Origin of the sequence: Mesorhizobium sp. 131-3-5 (assembly GCF_016756575.1) — a bacterium.
GTDB lineage: Bacteria > Pseudomonadota > Alphaproteobacteria > Rhizobiales > Rhizobiaceae > Mesorhizobium > Mesorhizobium jarvisii.
In genome coordinates this window covers 369,411-388,110 of record NZ_AP023254.1, presented here as the reverse complement: position 1 = coordinate 388,110, position 18,700 = coordinate 369,411, and the positions used below count along the sequence as shown (strand labels likewise).

Here is an 18,700-nt window from a genome sequence, read left to right as displayed (position 1 = left end):
GCCATCGGTCAAAGCGTGCGGCGAAGTTGACAGGGGAACGACATGGCCGTTGCTGACGACATCGCTCTGATCCGGAAACAGGAAGAAGTTCTTGTCTTCCCAGCCTTCGATGAGGCCGTCGCCTTCAAGATCGGCTCCGCCATCCGCCACCGCGCAATCACCGAAAACCTGCCCATCATCGTCGACATCAGGCTGTGGGACCGGCCGCTGTTCTATGCGGCCATGCCGGGGTCGAATGCTTCCAATCCCGATTGGGCGCGCCGCAAGATCAATGTGGTGAAACGGTTCCTGAGGAGCACTTACCGCATGGTGCTGGAGCAGCAACGCTCCGACCGCGCCTTCAAGATCGGCGAGGGCCTCGACATCTCCGACTATGTGCTCGCCGGCGGCGGTTTTCCGGTGACGGTCAAGGGCGCCGGCGTTATCGGCGTGATCGCGGTTTCCGGGCTGCCGGAGCGCGAGGATCACGGCGTGGTCGTCGATGCGCTGTGCGACCACTTGGGTGTCGACAAGCGTGGGCTGGCACTGGCTACGGACGCCGAATGACCGTGCTCGATCCCAAGGCCTTTCTCACCTCCATGTTCAACGCCGCCGTTGCCGCCGCCGATCCGGAGCGAACGATCAGGGATCATCTGCCGGCCAGGCCGAAGGGTCGCACCATCGTCATCGGCGCCGGCAAAGGCTCGGCGCAGATGGCGGCTGCCTTCGAGAAGGTCTGGGACGGGCCGATCGAAGGGCTGGTCGTCACGCGCTACGGCTATGGCGCGAAATGCGAACGCATCGAGATCATCGAGGCGGCGCATCCAGTGCCGGACGCTGCCGGATTGGAAGCCTCACGGCGACTGCTGGAAAAGGTCCAGGGCCTGACGGCGGACGATCTGGTCGTGGCGCTGATTTCCGGCGGCGGTTCGGCGCTGCTGCCGTCGCCGGCGGCCAACCTGACGCTGGCCGACGAGATTGCCGTCAACGAGGCGCTGCTTGCCTCCGGCGCGCCGATCGCGGCCATGAACACCATCCGCAAGCATGTCTCGACCATCAAGGGCGGCCGGCTGGCCGCCGCTGCCTGGCCGGCCAAGGTGGTGTCGCTGGTTGTCTCCGACATTCCCGGTGACAACCCGGCTCTTGTCGCCTCCGGTCCGACGATCCCCGATACCGGCAGCCGGGAAGACGCGTTGGCGTCGATATCTGCCTATGGCATGAAGCTGCCGGCTTCGGTGATGGCGCATATCAGTTCGCCGGCGGCCGATGCGCCAAACCCTGGAGATGAGCGTTTTTCGCGCAACGAAGTGCATCTGATCGCCTCGGCCGGCGTGTCGCTGGAAGCGGCAGCGGCGGAAGCCAAGCGGCAAGGGATAGAGGCCGTCATCCTCTCCGATGCCATCGAGGGCGAAGCGCGTGAGGTCGGCGGCGTCCATGCCGCCATTGCCCGCGAAGTGGCGACGCGCGACCGGCCATTTTCGAAACCGGTGCTCATTCTCTCGGGCGGCGAAACAACCGTGACCTTGCGGGCAAAAGGCAAGGGCGGCCGCAATTCGGAATTCCTGCTCGCCTTCGCCCTTGGCATCAACGGCGTGCAAGGCATTCACGCCCTGGCCGCCGACACCGACGGCATCGACGGTTCGGAAAACAATGCCGGGGCCTTCGCCGACGGTTCGACCGTCTCGCGCATGCGCGCTGCAAGCGTCGATGCCAAGGCAATGCTGGCCGGCAACAATGCCTGGACGGCGTTCAATGCAGTTGGCGATCTTTTCGTGCCGGGGCCGACCGGCACGAATGTCAATGATCTCAGGGCGATCCTGATCCGATAGGCGACCGGTTCAGGCAACCATCAACCGCTTCACCTCTCTCATATCCCGCAGGAAACGCTCGCGCTCGGCCTCCTTGTCGGCCGGCTCATGGATGCGCAGGATGAAGGAGGGATGGATGGTGATGAACACGCGCAGGCCATCCTCTCGTTCGATCACTTGGCCGCGCATCTTTGTCACCGGTATGGCCTTGCCCAGCAAAGACAAGGCAGCCGTAGCGCCGAGCGCCACGGCAAGATCCGGTTTGATCAGTGCGAATTCCCTGTCGATCCACCAGCGGCAGGCCTGCACCTCACCGGCATTCGGCTTGGAATGGATACGGCGCTTGCCGCGCGGCTCGAATTTGAAGTGCTTGACCGCGTTGGTAACGTAGACTTTTTGGCGATCCACCTCCGCCTCGTCGAGGATCGCGTCGAACACCTTGCCGGCCGGACCGACGAAAGGTTTGCCGGCGAGGTCCTCCTGATCGCCGGGCTGTTCGCCGACGAAGATGACCTTGGCATTGTCAGGCCCTTCGCCGAACACGGTCTGCGTCGCATCGCGCCATAACGGGCAGCGGCGGCAGCCTTTCGCGGCCTCGCGCAGCTCGGAAATGCTGCTGGCGGCATCACCTCCCGGCGTCTGTGTCGGCTCACGCTTTGGCCAATGCTTTGCCTGCACCTTGGCGTGGTGCGGTGCGGGCGTTGTCGGCATTCTGGCAATCATCTCCTTGGCGGCCTTGTCCGCTCCTGCGATCAGCTCTGGAATGAGCGAGGCCTCGGGAAGGTTCCGCCAATATTTCTTCGGCATCTCCTTCTGCATGGCCTTCACCTTCAGCCGCGCTGGATTGAAGATGTTCTCGAAATAGGTGCGCCACAGCGCCTCGGTATCATCCTCAGTCGGAGCATCGCCTTTGGCCGCACCCGGCCCGATCGCCAGCCTTTCACCATCCCAATCGGCGGAGGTGTGCGGCGTCAGGATCGTCCAGCGCATGCCCGTGAAGCGCCTGACGAAGAAATCCGCATTGCGCTCAACGATGAAATGATCAGGCTCGAACCAGGCAACATAACGCTCCTCGGCGCCATCGCCTATCTTCCGGAAGCGCACGAAGGCATGCATCTTGTGGCTGTCGCGCCGCACCGCTTTCTCCATGGCCTCAAGCCGCCTGGTGTCGGGATCCGAGGCGATCGACAGCAGCTTAGGCTCGCTGCGCAGCCGCCACAGCATCCGGTAGAGAAAGGCGAACCGGGTGGGATCGGAATGGCAGAAGGCGGTTTCCGCCTGCCCGATGAAGTCGCGCGGCACCACGAGTTGTGCGCCTTGCGGCGCGGCCGGCAAATCGTTCCGCGTCCGGTCCGAACCGGCCGCGACATGCCAGCTGATATCCTCGGGCCTGACCTCGTTCAGCGCCAGGCGACGGGCCGCGTCGCGCCAACCGGCAAAATCGGTCTCGCTTTCGAGCAAGACACTGTATCGGGCAAGGTTGAGCTCGGCCGACGGCATGGTCAAAACAACGACAGCTGTTCGCAGGAACGCACGATGGTGTCGCGCAGGCCGGTTTTGTCGGTGACAGCGCCTGGCGACCAGCCTTCGGCGATGATGAATGGCCGAAGCTTGGCGATCGACTGACAGATCCGCCCGACATCTTCGAGCCGCATTCGCCGGTGGCGCCGCGTCTCCAGGATTTTTGCCACCACCTTGGTGCCGAGGCCAGGCACGCGCAGCAGCGCCTCGCGATCCGCGCGATTGATGTCGACTGGAAACTGGCCTCGATTGCGCAGCGCCCAGGCGAGCTTCGGGTCGATGGCGAGATCAAGCATGCCATCGCTGCTGCCGGCCAGGATTTCCGGCTGCGAGAACCCGTAAAAACGCATCAGCCAGTCGGCCTGGTAGAGCCGGTGTTCGCGCATCAGCGGGGGCTTCTGCAGCGGCAGCGACGATGACGAGTCCGGGATCGGACTGAAGGCCGAGTAATAAACCCGCCGCAGATGATAGCTGCCATAGAGCCGCGCGCTGGTGTGCAATATGCCGTCGTCCGAGGTCTTGTCGGCGCCGACGATCATCTGCGTCGACTGGCCACCCGGCGCAAAGCGTTCGCGCTTCTTGGTCCTCAGCGTCGGCTCGGCCTTTTCCTCCATCTTCTGGCGCAGCCTGGCCATGGAAAGACGGATCGTTTCCGGCTTCTTTTCCGGCGCCAGTTTCTTGACGCCCTCATCGGTGGGCAGCTCGACATTGATCGACAGCCGGTCGGCATAGAGCCCCGCCTTCTCGACCAGTTCGGCAGAGCTTTCCGGAATGGTTTTGAGATGGATATAGCCGGAAAACTTCTCTTCCAGCCGCAGCCGTCGCGCCACCTCGACCATCTCGCCCATGGTTTCATCCGGCGAGCGGATGACGCCAGAGGACAGGAACAGTCCCTCGATGTAGTTGCGCCGGTAAAAATCCATGGTCAGCTTCACCACCTCGTCGATGCTGAAGCGGGCGCGCCGTACATTCGAGGACGAGCGGTTGATGCAATAGCTGCAATCGTAGATGCAAAAATTGGTGAGCAGGATTTTCAGGAGCGAGATGCAGCGGCCGTCCGGTGCATAGGAATGGCAGATGCCCATGCCTTCGGTGGAACCGATGCCGCCGGATTGCTGCGAATCCTTCTTCGCCGAGCCCGATGAGGCACAGGAAGCATCATATTTGGCGGCGTCGGAAAGGATCGCCAGCTTTTCACGGACGGTGAGAGCGCTCATCCGTTCATGATATGTTCTGGGCAACTGCCGCGCTACCTCATTTGACATAGGCGGCGAAAAAGTGATCGCCGCCATCTCAAGGTCCTCACACCTCGTGCAAATAGAGATGGTAATCCAGTTCGCTGACCGTGCGTGCCACGCGCAGATATTCGGACTGTTTGATCGCCACGAAGGTGCGGTGCAAATCCTCGCCGAGCGCGCCTTTCAGGAAGCTGGAGGCCTTGGCCGCTTCGATCGCGGCGCGCCAGTCCGCCGGCATCGTCGTGCGGGTAACGGCTGCTTCATAGCCGTTGCCGGTCGTTTCAGGGCCGGGATCGAGCCCTTCGTCGAGGCCTTTGATGATGCCGGCCAGCACCGTCGCGGCGATCAGATAGGGATTGGCGTCGACGCCGGACGGCCGGTGCTCTATGCGCCGGTTCTTGGCGTCGCCAGCCGGCACGCGCAGTGCTACCGAGCGGTTGTTGACGCCCCAGGTCGGCGCCACCGGCGCATAGGATTGCGAGACGAAACGCCGCCAGGAATTGGCGTGCGGCGCAAACACCAGCATCGATTCCGCCATCGTCTGGATCAGCCCGCCGAGACCTTGCAACAGGGGTAGCGACCAGCTCTCGCCGCCGGCTTCGGTAAACACGTTGCGGCCAGCCTTATCCTGCAGAGAGACGTGGAAATGCATGCCCGAGCCGGCATATTTCTCGATCGGCTTGGCCATGAAACAGGCGGTCACGCCATGGCGGCGCGCCTGCGCCCGCACCAGCCGCTTCAGCATGACGAGGTCGTCGGCCGCCCGCATCACATCCTTGCGGTAGTTCAGCGTCAGCTCGTACTGGCCCGGCGCATATTCCGATATGACCGTCTCGGCCGGAATGCCTTGCGCCTTGGCGGCGGCATAGATGTCTGAGAACAGCGGTTCCATGCCGTGCAGGTGGTCGACGGAATAGACCTCCGTCTTGCCCGAGACGCGGCCATCAAGCACGGCGCGCGCCGGCTGCACCTTGCCGTCGGCGTCTCGCTCATTGGCCAATAGGAAGAATTCCAGCTCGAAGGCGCCGGCCGGGTAAAGGCCCTTGGCCGCGAGGATCTCGACCTGCCGGGCCAGCGCCAGGCGCGGGTCCGACGACATCGGCAGGCCGTCGAGGTGATACATCGCCATCAGCACCTGGCCGCGCGGCGGATTGGTGCCGTAGAGGGGCACCAGCGTGCCGGGGATCGGCCATGCCCTGAGGTCGCCGTCGCCGGTCGTCCAGATCAGTCCGGTCTCGTGCACGTCCTCGCCGGTGATGTCGAGGCCGAGGATCGAGATCGGCATGTGCCGCCCGCCCTCGAAAATGCTTTTCAACTCATGCCGGCGCACGATCTTGCCGCGGCCCACGCCATTGGCGTCCGTCAGCACGATATCGAAGGCTTCGATCTCGGGATGGGCGTCGAGAAAGGCTTGCGCCTCGGTGGGCGAAGACCCCGACGGGGAGGTCACAAAGGCATTGTCCATGGCCGCTTGTCTCATGCCGCAAGCTTTGCCGCAACAGCGCCGAAGGCGCTGATCAGCCGGTTGACCTGTGCGCCTGACGTCGCCGGCGAGATCAGCATCATGTTGTGGAAGGGCGCGATCAACACGCCCCGATTGACCAGCGCGACATGGATGGCGGCCTCCAGTTCCGGCGCATGCGCGGTCTCGGCTTCGGCGCCGTTGCGCAACGGTCCGGGTGCGCAGATGAACTCGACGCGGGCGCCGACGCGGGCAACATGCCAGGGCAGGCGATAGCGGTCGATCACCCCGGTCAGCCCGGCATCCAAACGCCGCGCCAGATGGTCCATGCGGTCATAATTCTCCGCTATCATCACCTCTTCGAGCATGGCGCGCATGGTGGCGAACTGCAGCGGGTTGGCCGACAGCGTCGTGCCCATGCCGGAATAGCCGGGCTCCTTGGTCCTGTTGTAGGCGGCATAGCGCGAGGCGACCTCATCGCTCATGCCCCACACGCTTGCCGGCACGCCGCCGGCGATCGGCTTGCCCAGCACGAAGAAGTCGGGGTCGAGCCCGTACTTCCTGGTGTAGCCGCCGGGGCCGGTCGAGATCGTGTGTGTCTCGTCGATCAGGAGCAGCGTGCCGGTCTCGCGGGTCAGTCTGCGCAGCGCGTCGTGGAAGCCGGGGTCGGCCAGCACCATGCAGGAATTGGTCAGCACCGGCTCGGCGATGACGCAGGCCACATCCCTGTCCTTGAGGGCTGCTTCAAGGGCTGCAACATCGTTGAACTCGATGACTTTCGCCGTACGGGTCAGGTCACGGAACTCGCCCGCCAGTCCTGGCCGGTTGACCGGCTTGCCGTCGATAAGCCGCACCATCGTCTCGTCGACCGAGCCGTGGTAGCAGCCGTTGAAGACCAGGATCTTTTCGCGCCCGGTGACGGCGCGGGCGACGCGCAGCGAGAAGCGGTTGGCGTCGGTCGCCGTCGTCGCGATCTGCCAGAATGGCAGGCCGAAACGCTGCTGCAGCAGCGGCCCGATGGCAAGCGCGTCTTCCGAGGGCAGCATATAGGTCAGGCCGCGCCCGGCCTGGCGGCGGATGGCCCGCGCCACCGGTGGCGGCGAATGGCCGAACATCGAGCCGGTGTCGCCAAGGCAGAAATCGTCGAGCCTGTTACCGTCAATGTCGGTGATCGCAGCGCCCTTGGCGCTGTCGACAAGGATCGGAAATGGCGTCGGCCAGTCGTTCATCCAGTGCATCGGCACGCCGCCGAAGAAGCCGGGCAGGCCGTTGCTGACCTTGGCCTGCGATTTCGGCCGCGCCTTGCGGAAGGCCGCGCCTTCGGTCTCGCGCAATTCTACGATGCGGTCACGGCTGATGCCGCCGATGGACGTCTTTGAACCGTCACTGCTGTGCATGAAAACCCCTCTCGTCCGTCCCTCTTAGCCAATCCATGTCCGCCACCGCAATTGGCCGCGCGCCTGCCCTGCATTGGCTCAGCCTGCTCCGGCGGCGCTTGACCGTGCTGGCGAAGTCAGCGCCAATATGAACGGGAATGAGGTGGGGGAACAAAAATGCGGACGATCCTCTGTGTGGCAATGCTACTGGCGTCGGCCGGCACTGCCTTCGCCTCGGGCGGCATCTGGTGCAATGTCGACGACAGGGCGGTGACATTCGACGTCGGCGCCGGTGTCACCCGAGGCATGGGCGGCCCGACCTTCAATTTTCGCGGCGATCTCGAAATCAAGGCGAGGCTGGCTGGCGATGGATTGCGCAAGACGGTGTTCGAGGATTCCAACCTGACCCAGTACTGGCTGGACGACAAGGAACTGCGGCTGAATATCTACCACGAGCACGAGGTGGCCAACGCCTTCAATTCGGTCGAGCTGACGATCTTGACCAAGGCCAGCGACGAAGGCGTCTATGACGGGCAGTACACGCTTGCCGTCTATGACAACGCCGCCGACACGGACAAGGACGGCAAACCGGTGGAATTGACGGGCAAGGTGTCGTGCGGGGCTGAGTAGGCTCGCCGATCGGTTGTGTCAGCCCGCCTGCATCGAGGCGATGGCGCGCCGCATCAGGTCGAGGAACACCAGCCGCTCGTCCTCGCTGAAACCGGTCAGGGCCACCTCGTTCTGTGAACGCGCGGCCTGTGTCGCCGGCTCGCGCAGGCCAACGGCCTTCGCGGTGAGATGGATCGACTGCGAGCGCCCGTCTTCGGGGTGCAGGCGTCGTTCGATCAGGCCGTCACGTTCCATGCGGATCAGCGTGTTGGCCATCGTCGCCTGTTCGACATTGAGACGCTGCACGAGTTCGCGTTGCGTCAGGCCGTCTTCATCCCACAGCGCCAGCAGCGTCATGAACTGGGCGGGCGCCAGGCCAAGCGGCCGGATGCGCTGCTGCAGGCCGTTGGCAAACAACCGCGCCATGTGGTTGGCCAGGAATCCGGCGGATCGTTCTTTCTGAAATGTCATGCCTGACAGATAATAGTTGAATAGCATGCTATGCAATGATATATAGCTTGCTATGGAGATACAAATGAAAACCAAAATTCATGCGGCAGCGGGCGCCGTCGCGCTCATCACGGTTTCGGCTTTTTGGCTGTCGACGGCTACGGCCGAACTGCTCGGCGACTCGGCCGCGATCACAACGGTCAAGAACTGCGTGCTGGCCGGCATGGTGGCGCTCATCCCGGCGATGATCATTGCCGGCGCGTCTGGCTTCTCACTTGGCAAGGGCTGGAAGAGCCCGGTCGTGGCACGCAAGAAGTGGCGCATGCGCATCATCGCCGCCAACGGATTGCTGGTGCTGGTGCCCTCGGCCTTCCTGCTCAGCAGCTTTGCCACGGCCGGTCGCTTCGACAAGTTTTTCGCAGTCGTCCAGGCGATCGAGCTGGTAGCCGGCGCAACGAACATCGCACTGTTGTCGCTCAACATTCGCGACGGGCTGTCGCTGCGGCGCAAGCCTCTTCGGCTGGCCACGCGAGCGCGGTGAGGTCAGGCCGTGATGTCGATGACGCCGCAGTCGCCGGCCGCGCTGCCGAAGGCGATACGGCGCTCTTCCCTGTCCCACATCATCGCGGTGATGGCGCCCTTGCCTTGCCGGCGCAGCAGCACTTCCTTGGCGTCGGCGAAGCGCGCGGCGATCACCATGCCGTCCTCGTAACCGATCGCCACGACGTCCTGGCTTGGATGGCAGGCCACGCAAGTCACCATCGTGTTGCCGCGCGTGCCGAGTTCCAGCGGCGCCTTGCCCATCGGTCCGTCCTTGCCCGAAAACGGCCAGACGATCGCCGCCGGCGCGCCGGAACTCGCCAGCCATTTGCCTTTGACGCTCCATGACAGGCTTTTGACCTTGCCGGGATAGCCGCTCATGCGCATGTGCTTGCCGTCGACCAGCTTCCAGCCATGCAGGGCGTTTTCCTGCATCGTGGTGACGAGGAAGGCGCCATCCGGCGAGAAGGTGATGCCGGTATGGGCGCCGGCCCATTCGAGTTCCACCGGCTTGCCCTCGGCGGCCGGGAAATGCAGCGTCGCGCCATTGTAGCGGGCAACGCCGAAGCGCATGCCCTTGGGCGAAAACGCCAGCCCCTCGACCGAGCGCGGATGGGCAAATTCCCTGGTCTTGCCGTCGGCGAAGCGCACGAAGGCGGTCTTGCCCGTGGCATAGGCGACGGCGCCCTGCGGCCCGGCGGCGACGCTGGTGATCCACTTTTTCCCGGCGCTGGCCAGTTCGGTGGCTTCGCCGCCTGTCTTCACGGCAAACACCTTGCCGTCCTCGCCGCCAGTGATCAGCCGGTCGTTGGCCGCATCGTGGAAAGCCGCCAGCAGCCCGTCATTGGCCTGGATGGTCTTGTGGCCATTGTCGAGCCGATGGATGGCGCCATCGGCCAGCGCGAAATGCGGCACGTCGCCAAGGAAGACGGCGGCAACGCAATGGCCTTCGAGGTCGAGGGGGGCAACTGTGGGCATGGATATCTTTGTTCAGTTGAATTGCAGCGGTTGCAGGGGCTTACTCGACGTTTACGGTTCCGGCAACCTTGGAGGATCGGCGAGGCGGTAAGAGGCTGTAATCTAGTCAAGGCAGCCCCTTGGCTCGCAGTTCAGTTGCAAACGTCGCCGATGGCATCACCAGGGTCAAAGCCGATCCCTGGAGGCGCTCTGCACCACAGCTGGCATACCACCTTGCGGACCCGGTCGCTCTTGGCATCGATGATGAGCAGGATGCCGCCGCCTTCGCCGGCAAGCCGCAGGCAGCGCAACGCGGCGGCGGCGAGCAGTTGGCCTTCAAGCCCTGCCCGATGGCGACCTCCCCAACGGAATGGGATAACGCCACCGATTGTGATCTCCAGGCGGGAACGGAACTTCCGCACCCTGCGATTGTATGATGACCCAAACCATGTTCTTGGCGATGCTCGCGCCGCTCGCTCCGGTCGTTTGAGAAAGGAACAATGTGCTGGGCTTCTTGGAGCGCAGGGGCCTTCGGCTGTTCGTGACATTGTTGGTCGCTTTGTCAGCCGCTGCCGGCTACGCTTTCCTCAAACGCAGAATATTGTGGGAGATGGTGCAGACCTGCGCACTTGCAAGTACACGGCTTGGCGTCGCCTTCCCCTGCGACCAGGTGATACTGACCGAGCAGGGGGATTATGGGTCAGTCCTCATCAAATCACCTCTACACCGGACCGAGTTTCTGGTGGCCCCAATCACAGCGATTGCGGGCTTGGAAAGCCCATCCGCCCGTTCCACTGATAGCGCCCGACTATGGAACCGGGCATGGGAAGCCCGACAGAAAGTTGAAGCAAGACTCGGACACGGCCTGCCACGATCAGCCGTTGGCCTGGCGGTGAATTCCCGATTTGAGCGGTCCCAGGATCAGTTGCACATCCACGTCGATTGCTTGCTGGAGTCGGTGGAAAGGACGCTTGCCTTAGATGGGCCGAAGCAAGACGCGACCTGGCAACCGTTTCCATTGATATTGAAGGGGCGACCCTATTGGATAATGGCAGTGGCTGAGCCGGATCTGCGAACCACTAACGTGGTCGGCCTGGTTGTTGCCGGTTTGCCTCAGGCACGACACACCATGGATGATCTAAATGTACTCGTCGCCGGTGCAACGCTGGCTGACGCGAGGCCGGGATTCTATATTCTGGTAAATTGGGGAAGGGCAGCTGAGCACCTCCTCGATCACAGATGTACGTCGCGCTAGCTATCGCCTGTTGGTCAAAGCCGATCATTCGACCATTTCAAGGATGCACTGGCTAGACACGCCCGCCCGTCTTCCTTTCCTCATAGACAAGCTCCCGCTTCGGCGGCGGGTTTTGTGCTAGAATGGTGGCCGCCTGGCGGTCAGCCGCCATTATCTGGGAAGGAGGCAGGCAGGCGACTTTGACCTCAACCCTGACGGGCGGCGGCAGCCGCTCGCTTGGTCTGATACCAATCAAATCGAGCAAGCGGCGCTGAGCGAAGGGACCGCCGACCTACCGTCGCAGTGGCGGCGTTCGTGGAAACGCCACGATCGTCAACGGCGGCTTCTGAAATTCCACGGCCGCAATTCCTTCGATCATTACATCCAGCCTGGAACCGCACGGCAAAGCCTGACTAGGCCTGGCAGGCCTCGAAACTCTTCTTCAGCCGCTCGGCGTCCAGTTCGCGGCCGATGAACACCAGCCGGCTCTCATGTTTCTCGCCGTCTTTCCAGGCGCGCTGATGGTCGCCCTCGATGATCATGTGCACGCCCTGGATGACGTAGCGTTCATCATCGCCTTTCAGGGCAATGATGCCTTTCAGCCGCAGGATGTTGGGGCCTTCCATCTGGGTGATCTTCTCGATCCATGGGAAGAATTTCTTCGGGTCCATCTCGCCGCCGCGCAACGACACCGACTGCACCGTCACATCATGGATGTCTGAGGGATGCGCGTGGTCGTGGTGATGATGGTCATGCCCGTCATGATCATGGTGGTGGTGATCGTGGCCATCATGGTCGTGATCGTGGTCATGATGGTGATCGTCATGCGCCTCAAGGAAATGCGGATCGTTCTCCAGCGCCCGGGAGAGGTCGAAGGCGCCGCGGTCGAGCACCTCCGACAGGGCGACGCCGGCGCGCGTCGTGCGATGGATCCTGGCTGCCGGATTGATGGCGCGGATCGTCGCCTCGACCTTGGCGAGCTCTTCCGGGGTGACGAGATCGGTCTTGTTGAGGACGACGACATCGGCGAAAGCGATCTGATCTTCGGCTTCCTTGGAATCCTTGAGCCTGAGCGGCAGATGCTTGGCATCGACCAGCGCCACCACCGCATCGAGCTTGGTCTTGGAGCGCACGTCGTCGTCCATGAAGAAGGTCTGCGCCACCGGCACCGGATCGGCGAGGCCGGTGGTCTCGACTACAATGGCGTCGAAGCGCCCCGGTCGGCGCATCAGGCCCTCGACGACGCGGATCAGGTCGCCGCGCACCGTGCAGCAGACGCAGCCATTGTTCATCTCGTAGATTTCCTCGTCGGATTCCACGATCAGGTCGTTGTCGATGCCGATTTCGCCGAATTCGTTGACGATGACCGCGTAGCGCCTGCCATGGTTCTCCGACAGGATGCGGTTGAGCAGCGTCGTCTTGCCGGCGCCGAGATAGCCGGTGAGAACGGTTACGGGGATCTGCGTCTGTGCGTCGCTCATGGCTTGCCTCGAGATGACTGGGCCTTGAAATCCAGGCCGCGAAAAAAGGGATTGTCGGCTCCATATAGGATGTGTGCGGGGCTTTTGCACGGGGCAAACCGATGGGCCAAAGCTCTTGGCCCGGCCACTGTGATATCGGCGTGCCGGATGACTGCGAAAGTGCGCCTTTGTCGCGAGCCAGGCGCGTCTGACGCCACGCGGGCCTCACCTTTGCGGCGATTCCCGTGCGGCGAAAAGTCGTTTGTCATCTAACTGAAATAAACATCTGGCATTAGCCACGGCGGGCACCGCAATGCTTGCCGGCAAAGCTGTTTCACGCGCCGGATTCTTTTTATCGTCGATTGCCAACCGGCCGGCTGCGTCTATGCTGTCGCTACCGGTATGGCCGAAGAGGGGATGACCATGGCCAAGGCGGACAAAACTGCAACAATGAGCCGGCTGCATTCGGCGGCAAGGCTGGCAAGAACGGCGCTGGCGGCCCGGCTCCTGGCGCACGGCTTCTATGCCGGCCAGGACCAGATCATGCTGGCGCTCGACCGCGAGGACGGCCAGACGCCTGGCAATCTCGCCGGCCGCCTCGGCGTGCGCCCGCCCACCATCACCAAGACCATCAACCGGCTGCAGGCGCAGGGCTTTCTGGAAAAGCGCGCCTCGTCGGCCGACGCCCGTCAGGCTCATATTTTCCTCACCGACACTGGCCGCGATATCATCCACGCCATCGAGAAATCGGTGAAGAAGACCGAAAAGCAGGCGCTGAAGGGCCTCGACAAGAAGGACCAGAAGGCGTTGTTCAAGCTGCTGGCCCGCATCGAGGCCAATCTCTCCAACGAGGAGCTTGTGCTGATCGACGACGACGCCGAGTCGGACGAGTGATCAGGCCGCTGCTGGAGCCGCGTCCCGGATCAGCGAGGACCAACGCCCCGGCGTCATGCCAAATGCCTTCTTGAATTGCCTGTTGAAATGGCTCTGGTCGGTGAAGCCGGCCTCGACCGCGATCTGCGCCAGGGGCTCGCCGGCGGTAATCATCCGCCGCGCGCGCTGAAGCCGGCGCATCACCAGGAAACGATGCGGGCTGGTCGAGAAGGCGGCGCGGAAATGCCTCGATAAGGCGTAGCGGTCCAGTCCGGTGACGGCTTCCAATTCGCCGGAACGCACCGGGCGCATTGCGTTCTCCGTCAGATAGTCCCGCGCCAGCGTCGCCGCCCGCCATGCCGTCCGGGCCATCGGCTTTGCCGGCTGGCCGGCATGCCGTGCCAGGCCATGCATCAGTTGGGCGAGAAAATCATCGACGAACAGCTCGTCGAGTTCCTGTTGCAGCGGCCCCAGCGCCGAAAGCAGCGTGGCGCAGAAGGCTTCGTCCCGCACCACGGCTTCCCTGACGAAGGGCAACGACGCGCCGCCAAGGCAGTCCAGCATCAGCGACGGTTCGAGGTAGAGCATCCTGTAGCGCAACCCGTCCTCGGTGCCGGCGCCGCCGTCATGCAACTCATCGGGATGCAGCACGATGATCTGGCCGGGCAGGCTTAGCCGCGTCGCGCCGCGATAGCGGAAGGTCTGCACGCCATGCAGCGTCACCCCGATCGCATAGGTGTCATGACGATGCAGATCGAAGGCGCTGCCATGAAAGCGCGCCTCGATCCGCTCCATGCCGGCGGGGTCGGGTGCGGAGATGATGCAATTCTCCGCCGCGTCCGCGCACAAACGTCCAAGACCCTTAGAGGCCTGGCGGTCTAGTTCGAACGACATCGTCTCATTCAGCCTCGCAATCGGGGCCTAACCTCGAATGGTCCATTTTGTCATGTTCGATACGAAATTTGCAATCGTGCTGCGCGAAGACTTGCCCGTCTGGCAGAAACTCAACGTCACCGCCTTCCTGACCAGCGGCATCGTCGCGCAGTTTCCCGACATCATCGGCGAGCCCTATCGCGACCGCTCAGGCAATCTCTACAATCCGCTGTCGATCCAGCCGGTCATCGTGTTGTCGGCAGACCAGGCGACGCTGGCCGCGCTCCACCGGCGCGCGCTGGAGCGCGGCGTGACGACCTCGCTCTATGTCGAGGAGATGTTTTCCACCGGCTTCGACGCCGCCAACCGCGCCGTCTTTGCGCAATTCGCGCCAGAAGATGCCAAGGTGGTCGGCATCGCGCTGCGCGCCGAGAAGAAGGTGGTCGACAAGATCACCAAGGGCGCCCGCATGCAGGCATAGCGTGGGAGGCTTGGACTAAGCCTGGCGGCTTCTATTGTTGTGCCAGCGAGCTCATGTGCGCGGCAGTGGCCGACAATTGGCTTGCCGGCAAGCGACAATTCCCGCAAAGGTGCGCTCCAGCCCAGCTTTTCCCCGGCCTGCAAGTGAACGCTTCCCAAAGACATGTCGAAAGCGCGACGCCGCCGGTGGCGATCCTGTGCATGCTGACCACCTATGTCTTCTTCACCTTCCTCGACACCTCGAGCAAATATCTCGTCCTTGCCGGCGTTTCGGCGCTGATCGTCGCCTGGGTGCGCTTTGCCGTGCATGTCGTGCTGGTCGGCACCCTCCTGCGCGGCTGGCGCGATCCGCTGCGGTTTCGCCCGGTCAACCTGCCGGCTCATGTGCTGCGCGGCGTGTTCCTGTTCGGCTCGACCATGTGCAACATCCTGGCCTTGCGCTCCCTGCAGCTGGCCGAGACGACGTCGATCTATTTCTTCGGGCCGATGGTGATCACCGCCCTTGCCGGCCCGCTGCTCGGAGAATGGGCCGGCTGGCGGCGCTGGCTGGCCATTCTGGCCGCCTTCGCCGGGGTCCTCATCATCACAAGGCCAGGTGTCGGCGTCTTCGGCATCGGCCATCTCTTCGCACTCGGCTCGATGCTGTCGAACTGCTTCTATGTCATCATGACGCGCCGCATGTCGTCGACCGAGACGTCGGAAAGCCTGATCCTGTTTTCGGCGCTGGCGCCGACGGTGCTGCTTTTGCCCATGCTGCCGTTTTCCTTCTCGCTGCCGCATGATGGCTGGCACTGGTTCATCCTGCTCATGCTTGGCGTGTTCGGCGGTGTCGGGCACTGGCTGCTGGTCCAGGCCTATCGGCTGGCAACGACCACGGCGCTCGCCCCCTATCCCTATTCGCAGATGGTGTGGATGATCATTTCCGGCTGGATCGTCTTCAAGCAGTTCCCGGATCGCTGGACGCTGGTCGGCGCCGCCATCATCGTTGCCAGCGGCCTCTACATCGTCCACCGCGAGCACCGGCTGCGGCTGCGGAGCCGCGCGGCCTCCGATGTCGAGGCCGAGGCGCTGGCAAAAAAACTTTGATTTGCCCCCGATCGGTGGCATAACGCCGCCTTTAAACTGTTTAGGTCGCAATTCAGCTCGTTCGGGGAGCGCAAGGCGCTGGCACAAAAAATCAAGCTTTCGACGATCGCCGATGCACTCGGCGTGTCCACGGCCACCGTGTCGCTGGCGTTGCGCGACAGCCCGCTGGTGGCCGGCGCGACGCGCGACCGTATCAAGGAACATGCGCGCGCCATCGGCTATATCTACAACCGCCGCGCCGCCAGCCTGCGCACCTCGCGCTCGGGCATTGTCGGCGTCGTCGTCCACGACATCATGAACCCGTTCTTCGCCGAGATCCTGCGCTCGATCGAAAGCGAACTCGACCGCAGCCGGCAGACCTTCATCCTGTCCAATCACTACGACCAGCTCGAAAAGCAGCGCACCTTCATCGACACGCTGCTGCAACTCGGCGCCGACGGCGTGATCATGTCGCCGGCCATCGGCACCCCGGCTGCCGACATACTGATGGCCGAGGAAAACGGCCTGCCGGCGGTGCTGATCGCCCGCACCGTCGAGGGCGCCGACGTGCCGGTGTTTCGCGGCGACGACGCTTACGGCACCGGGCTTGCCACCAACCATCTGATCTCGCTCGGCCACAAGCGCATAGCCATGATCGGCGGCACCGACCAGACCTCGACCGGCCGCGACCGCTATCAGGGCTATGTCAACGCCATGGAGGCGGCAGGGCTCGAAGTCAGGCCGTCCTGGCGCATCGCCGGTCCGCGCACCAAGCAGGCCGGCTTCGAGGCCGCCGGGCAGTTCCTGGCGCTGAAAGACAGACCGACCGCCGCCTGCTGCTGGAACGACCTCGTCGCCATCGGCCTGATGAACGGCATTGCGCGCGCCGGCCTGGTGCCGGGCATCGACATTTCCGTCACCGGCTATGACGATCTCGAGGAGGCGGCGATCGCCACGCCGGCGCTCACCACCGTCTGGAACGGCCAGCGCGAGGTCGGCCGCCGCGCCGCCAGCGCGCTGCTCGACAAGCTCAACGGGCAGACGGTGCGGCCCTCGCAGGAATTGATCAAGCCGGAGCTGCATGTGCGCCAGTCGACCGGCAAGCCGGTGGAGCGGGCATGACCAAGGCCGAACAGCTGCAAGCCGTCGCCATTCTGGTGCCGGCGGACTTCAGCGACCACGCCGTCCGGCGCATCGACCGTACTTTCAAACAGATCAGGGTCGAACGCACCGACCCGGCGCTGGTCACCGACGAGATGCGCCGCACGGTGCGTGGCATTGCGTCGTTTGCCGGGATCAGCGCGGCGATGATGGATGCGCTGCCCAATCTCGAACTCATCGCCTCCTTCGGCGTCGGCTATGATTCGGTCGATGTCGGCCATGCGGCGGCGAACAACATCATGGTCACCAACACGCCCGACGTGCTGACCGAGGAGGTCGCCGACACCGCGATCGGGCTGCTGATCAACACGATCCGTGACCTGCCGCGCGCGGAAAACTGGCTGCGTGACGGCAGCTGGGTACGCAAGGGCAACTATCCGCTGAGCCGGCTGACCTTGCGCGCCCGCCGCGTCGGGATTTTCGGCATGGGCCGCATCGGGCAGGCCATTGCCCGGCGCCTTGAGGCGTTCGGCCTGCCGGTCGCCTATCACAACCGGCGCAGGGTCGAGGGTCTTTCCTACGAGTATCATCCGACGCTGAAAGGTCTGGCGGAAGCGGTCGATACGCTGATTTCGGTGGCGCCTGGTGGCGCTTCGACGCAGAAGGCGGTCAATGCCGAGATCCTGTCGGCGCTTGGCGCCAACGGCGTCTTCGTCAATATCGGCCGCGGCAGCACGGTCGACGAGGCGGCGCTCGCGGCGGCGCTCGCCGACGGCACCATCGCCGCCGCCGGGCTCGATGTCTTCGCCGACGAGCCGAATGTGCCCAAGGCGTTGCTCGACGCCCCCAACGCCTCGCTTTTGCCGCATGTCGGCTCTGCCTCGGAACACACACGCCGCGCCATGGCCGATCTGTGCGTCGACAATCTGGTGTCCTGGTTCACCGAGCGCCGGCCGCTGACGCCGGTGCCGGAGACGGCGCATGTCAAGGCTCGCGGCTAGCGAAAGGCAAACCGATGACGGTGAAGCCGCCTGACAATTCCACGATTTTGGTCGCCACCAATGGCCGAGATCAGATCATTTCGATTCCGTATCCAAAGCGGCCCTTCGCCAACTACCTGATCGGAATATTCGTTCTTTGCTGGCTAGGAGGCTGGGCCTTTGGCGAGATTACAGCCGCATATCAGCTCGTGACCAGGCCGTTCGGCGGGCCTACGGCGTTTGTTGCCTTCTGGCTCTGCGCTTGGACAGTCGGTGGCATCTTCGCAATGCTCATGGTTCGCCGCATTTTCCGGCGCTCCGTGCCCGAAGTGATAAGGCTCGATGCGGCCGGGGTCAGCCATGACCCTGGGTTGCCGCCGTTCAAAATGCCGTCCTACGGCGCCTCCGCCTGGACGCAGCTGTTTTCGAAGCGGACTGAGCGCAGGTTCGACCGGATGCAGCTCAAATCGCTGAGGCTTCGCGACGGCGATACTCACAATCGCCTGACAGTCGACGCTGGGGCCCAGAGGGTCGAGATCGGTTCGGCAGCCACCGATGTCGAGCGCGAGTGGCTCTTTAAACTCCTTTCAGATCGCTATCCGACGACCGTCCCTCAATAGTTCGACGGTTTCGTCTTCCGCGTTCGTTGATGCCGGCAGTGGCTCCGTCACATTTATTAACGCCAGCTTAACCC

19 protein-coding genes and 1 pseudogene are annotated in these 18,700 nt (G+C 63.5%); 11 read left to right on the top strand and 9 right to left on the bottom strand.

Features of this window, described 5'->3' with window-relative positions:
* Nucleotides 1-42 precede the first annotated feature (42 nt).
* Nucleotides 43-546, top strand: coding sequence for a heme-degrading domain-containing protein (locus JG747_RS01765; protein ID WP_202361042.1), 504 nt, complete (start codon nucleotides 43-45; stop codon nucleotides 544-546).
* Complete coding sequence (locus tag JG747_RS01760; RefSeq protein ID WP_202361041.1) at nucleotides 543-1,808, top strand: glycerate kinase type-2 family protein; 1,266 nt, start codon at nucleotides 543-545, stop codon at nucleotides 1,806-1,808. The genes JG747_RS01765 and JG747_RS01760 overlap by 4 nt, the downstream gene beginning before the upstream one ends.
* Before the next feature lie 9 nt (nucleotides 1,809-1,817).
* On the opposite strand, the gene JG747_RS01755 is transcribed toward JG747_RS01760, so the two are convergent.
* From JG747_RS01755 to JG747_RS01740, 4 genes are all read right to left on the bottom strand, one after another.
* A complete protein-coding gene (locus tag JG747_RS01755) occupies nucleotides 1,818-3,287 on the bottom strand; it encodes a UdgX family uracil-DNA binding protein (protein WP_202361040.1) in 1,470 nt (489 codons plus the stop codon).
* 2 nt (nucleotides 3,288-3,289) lie between these two features.
* Nucleotides 3,290-4,525, bottom strand: coding sequence for a putative DNA modification/repair radical SAM protein (locus JG747_RS01750; protein ID WP_019862734.1), 1,236 nt, complete (start codon nucleotides 4,523-4,525; stop codon nucleotides 3,290-3,292).
* 85 nt (nucleotides 4,526-4,610) lie between these two features.
* Complete coding sequence (locus tag JG747_RS01745) at nucleotides 4,611-6,011, bottom strand: glutamine synthetase family protein (protein WP_020629118.1); 1,401 nt, start codon at nucleotides 6,009-6,011, stop codon at nucleotides 4,611-4,613.
* 11 nt (nucleotides 6,012-6,022) lie between these two features.
* Entirely contained in the window at nucleotides 6,023-7,405 is a 1,383-nt protein-coding gene (locus tag JG747_RS01740) for an aspartate aminotransferase family protein (RefSeq protein ID WP_202361039.1), read from the bottom strand.
* Nucleotides 7,406-7,561: 156 nt separating this feature from the next.
* Between JG747_RS01740 and JG747_RS01735 the strand changes: the two genes are divergently transcribed.
* Nucleotides 7,562-8,014, top strand: a complete 453-nt coding sequence (locus tag JG747_RS01735; protein ID WP_019862737.1) for a hypothetical protein — start codon at nucleotides 7,562-7,564, stop codon at nucleotides 8,012-8,014.
* Nucleotides 8,015-8,032: 18 nt separating this feature from the next.
* Here JG747_RS01735 and JG747_RS01730 read toward each other — a convergent pair whose 3' ends face one another.
* Nucleotides 8,033-8,464: a MarR family winged helix-turn-helix transcriptional regulator gene (locus JG747_RS01730; protein ID WP_032921457.1), complete on the bottom strand. Its 432-nt coding sequence runs from the start codon at nucleotides 8,462-8,464 to the stop codon at nucleotides 8,033-8,035.
* 64 nt (nucleotides 8,465-8,528) lie between these two features.
* Here JG747_RS01730 and JG747_RS01725 point away from each other — a divergent pair, with 64 nt between their 5' ends.
* On the top strand, nucleotides 8,529-8,984 hold the full coding sequence (locus JG747_RS01725) for a hypothetical protein (RefSeq protein WP_202361038.1): 456 nt from the start codon (nucleotides 8,529-8,531) through the stop codon (nucleotides 8,982-8,984).
* Between the two features lie 2 nt (nucleotides 8,985-8,986).
* On the opposite strand, the gene JG747_RS01720 is transcribed toward JG747_RS01725, so the two are convergent.
* Both JG747_RS01720 and JG747_RS37655 read right to left on the bottom strand, forming a co-directional pair.
* The gene (locus tag JG747_RS01720) at nucleotides 8,987-9,961 is read right to left on the bottom strand and encodes a WD40 repeat domain-containing protein (protein WP_202361037.1); all 975 of its coding nucleotides are present in this window, start codon (nucleotides 9,959-9,961) and stop codon (nucleotides 8,987-8,989) included.
* 106 nt (nucleotides 9,962-10,067) lie between these two features.
* A pseudogene (locus tag JG747_RS37655) lies at nucleotides 10,068-10,284 on the bottom strand (GNAT family N-acetyltransferase); the annotation flags it as partial.
* A 266-nt stretch (nucleotides 10,285-10,550) separates the two neighbouring features.
* Here JG747_RS37655 and JG747_RS37755 point away from each other — a divergent pair.
* Complete coding sequence (locus JG747_RS37755; protein WP_446720615.1) at nucleotides 10,551-11,195, top strand: CDP-diacylglycerol diphosphatase; 645 nt, start codon at nucleotides 10,551-10,553, stop codon at nucleotides 11,193-11,195.
* A 392-nt stretch (nucleotides 11,196-11,587) separates the two neighbouring features.
* Here the strand turns inward: JG747_RS37755 and JG747_RS01710 are convergent, their stop codons facing one another.
* Nucleotides 11,588-12,655 carry a CobW family GTP-binding protein gene (locus JG747_RS01710; protein WP_038651594.1) on the bottom strand — a complete coding sequence of 356 codons (1,068 nt, stop codon included), beginning with the start codon at nucleotides 12,653-12,655 and terminating at the stop codon, nucleotides 11,588-11,590.
* Nucleotides 12,656-13,057: 402 nt separating this feature from the next.
* Here JG747_RS01710 and JG747_RS01705 point away from each other — a divergent pair, with 402 nt between their 5' ends.
* Nucleotides 13,058-13,528 carry a MarR family winged helix-turn-helix transcriptional regulator gene (locus tag JG747_RS01705; protein WP_032921461.1) on the top strand — a complete coding sequence of 157 codons (471 nt, stop codon included), beginning with the start codon at nucleotides 13,058-13,060 and terminating at the stop codon, nucleotides 13,526-13,528.
* On the opposite strand, the gene JG747_RS01700 is transcribed toward JG747_RS01705, so the two are convergent.
* Entirely contained in the window at nucleotides 13,529-14,401 is an 873-nt protein-coding gene (locus tag JG747_RS01700) for an AraC family transcriptional regulator (protein ID WP_019862744.1), read from the bottom strand. It lies immediately after the preceding gene.
* A 52-nt stretch (nucleotides 14,402-14,453) separates the two neighbouring features.
* Here JG747_RS01700 and JG747_RS01695 point away from each other — a divergent pair, with 52 nt between their 5' ends.
* The 5 genes from JG747_RS01695 to JG747_RS01675 all read left to right on the top strand — a co-directional run bounded on the left by JG747_RS01695 (nucleotide 14,454) and on the right by JG747_RS01675 (nucleotide 18,626).
* Complete coding sequence (locus JG747_RS01695) at nucleotides 14,454-14,861, top strand: DUF2000 family protein (RefSeq protein ID WP_038653716.1); 408 nt, start codon at nucleotides 14,454-14,456, stop codon at nucleotides 14,859-14,861.
* 143 nt (nucleotides 14,862-15,004) lie between these two features.
* Nucleotides 15,005-15,946: a DMT family transporter gene (locus tag JG747_RS01690; RefSeq protein WP_084791811.1), complete on the top strand. Its 942-nt coding sequence runs from the start codon at nucleotides 15,005-15,007 to the stop codon at nucleotides 15,944-15,946.
* 78 nt (nucleotides 15,947-16,024) lie between these two features.
* Nucleotides 16,025-17,047 carry a LacI family DNA-binding transcriptional regulator gene (locus JG747_RS01685; RefSeq protein ID WP_081296113.1) on the top strand — a complete coding sequence of 341 codons (1,023 nt, stop codon included), beginning with the start codon at nucleotides 16,025-16,027 and terminating at the stop codon, nucleotides 17,045-17,047.
* The gene (locus tag JG747_RS01680) at nucleotides 17,044-18,027 is read left to right on the top strand and encodes a 2-hydroxyacid dehydrogenase (RefSeq protein WP_038651597.1); all 984 of its coding nucleotides are present in this window, start codon (nucleotides 17,044-17,046) and stop codon (nucleotides 18,025-18,027) included. The genes JG747_RS01685 and JG747_RS01680 overlap by 4 nt, the downstream gene beginning before the upstream one ends.
* 14 nt (nucleotides 18,028-18,041) lie before the next feature.
* Complete coding sequence (locus JG747_RS01675) at nucleotides 18,042-18,626, top strand: hypothetical protein (protein ID WP_019862750.1); 585 nt, start codon at nucleotides 18,042-18,044, stop codon at nucleotides 18,624-18,626.
* Nucleotides 18,627-18,700: the final 74 nt, after the last annotated feature.

Excerpts from the sequence above, each read along its gene's own strand:
- JG747_RS01735 (WP_019862737.1), top strand. The coding sequence starts at position 7,562 with ATGCGGACGATCCTCTGTGTGGCAATGCTACTGGCGTCGGCCGGCACT.
- JG747_RS01750 (WP_019862734.1), bottom strand. The coding sequence starts at position 4,525 with ATGAGCGCTCTCACCGTCCGTGAAAAGCTGGCGATCCTTTCCGACGCC.
- JG747_RS01740 (WP_202361039.1), bottom strand. The coding sequence starts at position 7,405 with ATGCACAGCAGTGACGGTTCAAAGACGTCCATCGGCGGCATCAGCCGT.
- JG747_RS01765 (WP_202361042.1), top strand. The coding sequence starts at position 43 with ATGGCCGTTGCTGACGACATCGCTCTGATCCGGAAACAGGAAGAAGTT.
- JG747_RS01710 (WP_038651594.1), bottom strand. The coding sequence starts at position 12,655 with ATGAGCGACGCACAGACGCAGATCCCCGTAACCGTTCTCACCGGCTAT.
- JG747_RS01675 (WP_019862750.1), top strand. The coding sequence starts at position 18,042 with ATGACGGTGAAGCCGCCTGACAATTCCACGATTTTGGTCGCCACCAAT.
- JG747_RS01720 (WP_202361037.1), bottom strand. The coding sequence starts at position 9,961 with ATGCCCACAGTTGCCCCCCTCGACCTCGAAGGCCATTGCGTTGCCGCC.
- JG747_RS01745 (WP_020629118.1), bottom strand. The coding sequence starts at position 6,011 with ATGGACAATGCCTTTGTGACCTCCCCGTCGGGGTCTTCGCCCACCGAG.
- JG747_RS01695 (WP_038653716.1), top strand. The coding sequence starts at position 14,454 with ATGTTCGATACGAAATTTGCAATCGTGCTGCGCGAAGACTTGCCCGTC.
- JG747_RS01730 (WP_032921457.1), bottom strand. The coding sequence starts at position 8,464 with ATGACATTTCAGAAAGAACGATCCGCCGGATTCCTGGCCAACCACATG.
- JG747_RS01755 (WP_202361040.1), bottom strand. The coding sequence starts at position 3,287 with ATGCCGTCGGCCGAGCTCAACCTTGCCCGATACAGTGTCTTGCTCGAA.
- JG747_RS01700 (WP_019862744.1), bottom strand. The coding sequence starts at position 14,401 with ATGTCGTTCGAACTAGACCGCCAGGCCTCTAAGGGTCTTGGACGTTTG.
- JG747_RS01725 (WP_202361038.1), top strand. The coding sequence starts at position 8,529 with ATGAAAACCAAAATTCATGCGGCAGCGGGCGCCGTCGCGCTCATCACG.
- JG747_RS01680 (WP_038651597.1), top strand. The coding sequence starts at position 17,044 with ATGACCAAGGCCGAACAGCTGCAAGCCGTCGCCATTCTGGTGCCGGCG.
- JG747_RS01705 (WP_032921461.1), top strand. The coding sequence starts at position 13,058 with ATGGCCAAGGCGGACAAAACTGCAACAATGAGCCGGCTGCATTCGGCG.
- JG747_RS37755 (WP_446720615.1), top strand. The coding sequence starts at position 10,551 with ATGGTGCAGACCTGCGCACTTGCAAGTACACGGCTTGGCGTCGCCTTC.
- JG747_RS01760 (WP_202361041.1), top strand. The coding sequence starts at position 543 with ATGACCGTGCTCGATCCCAAGGCCTTTCTCACCTCCATGTTCAACGCC.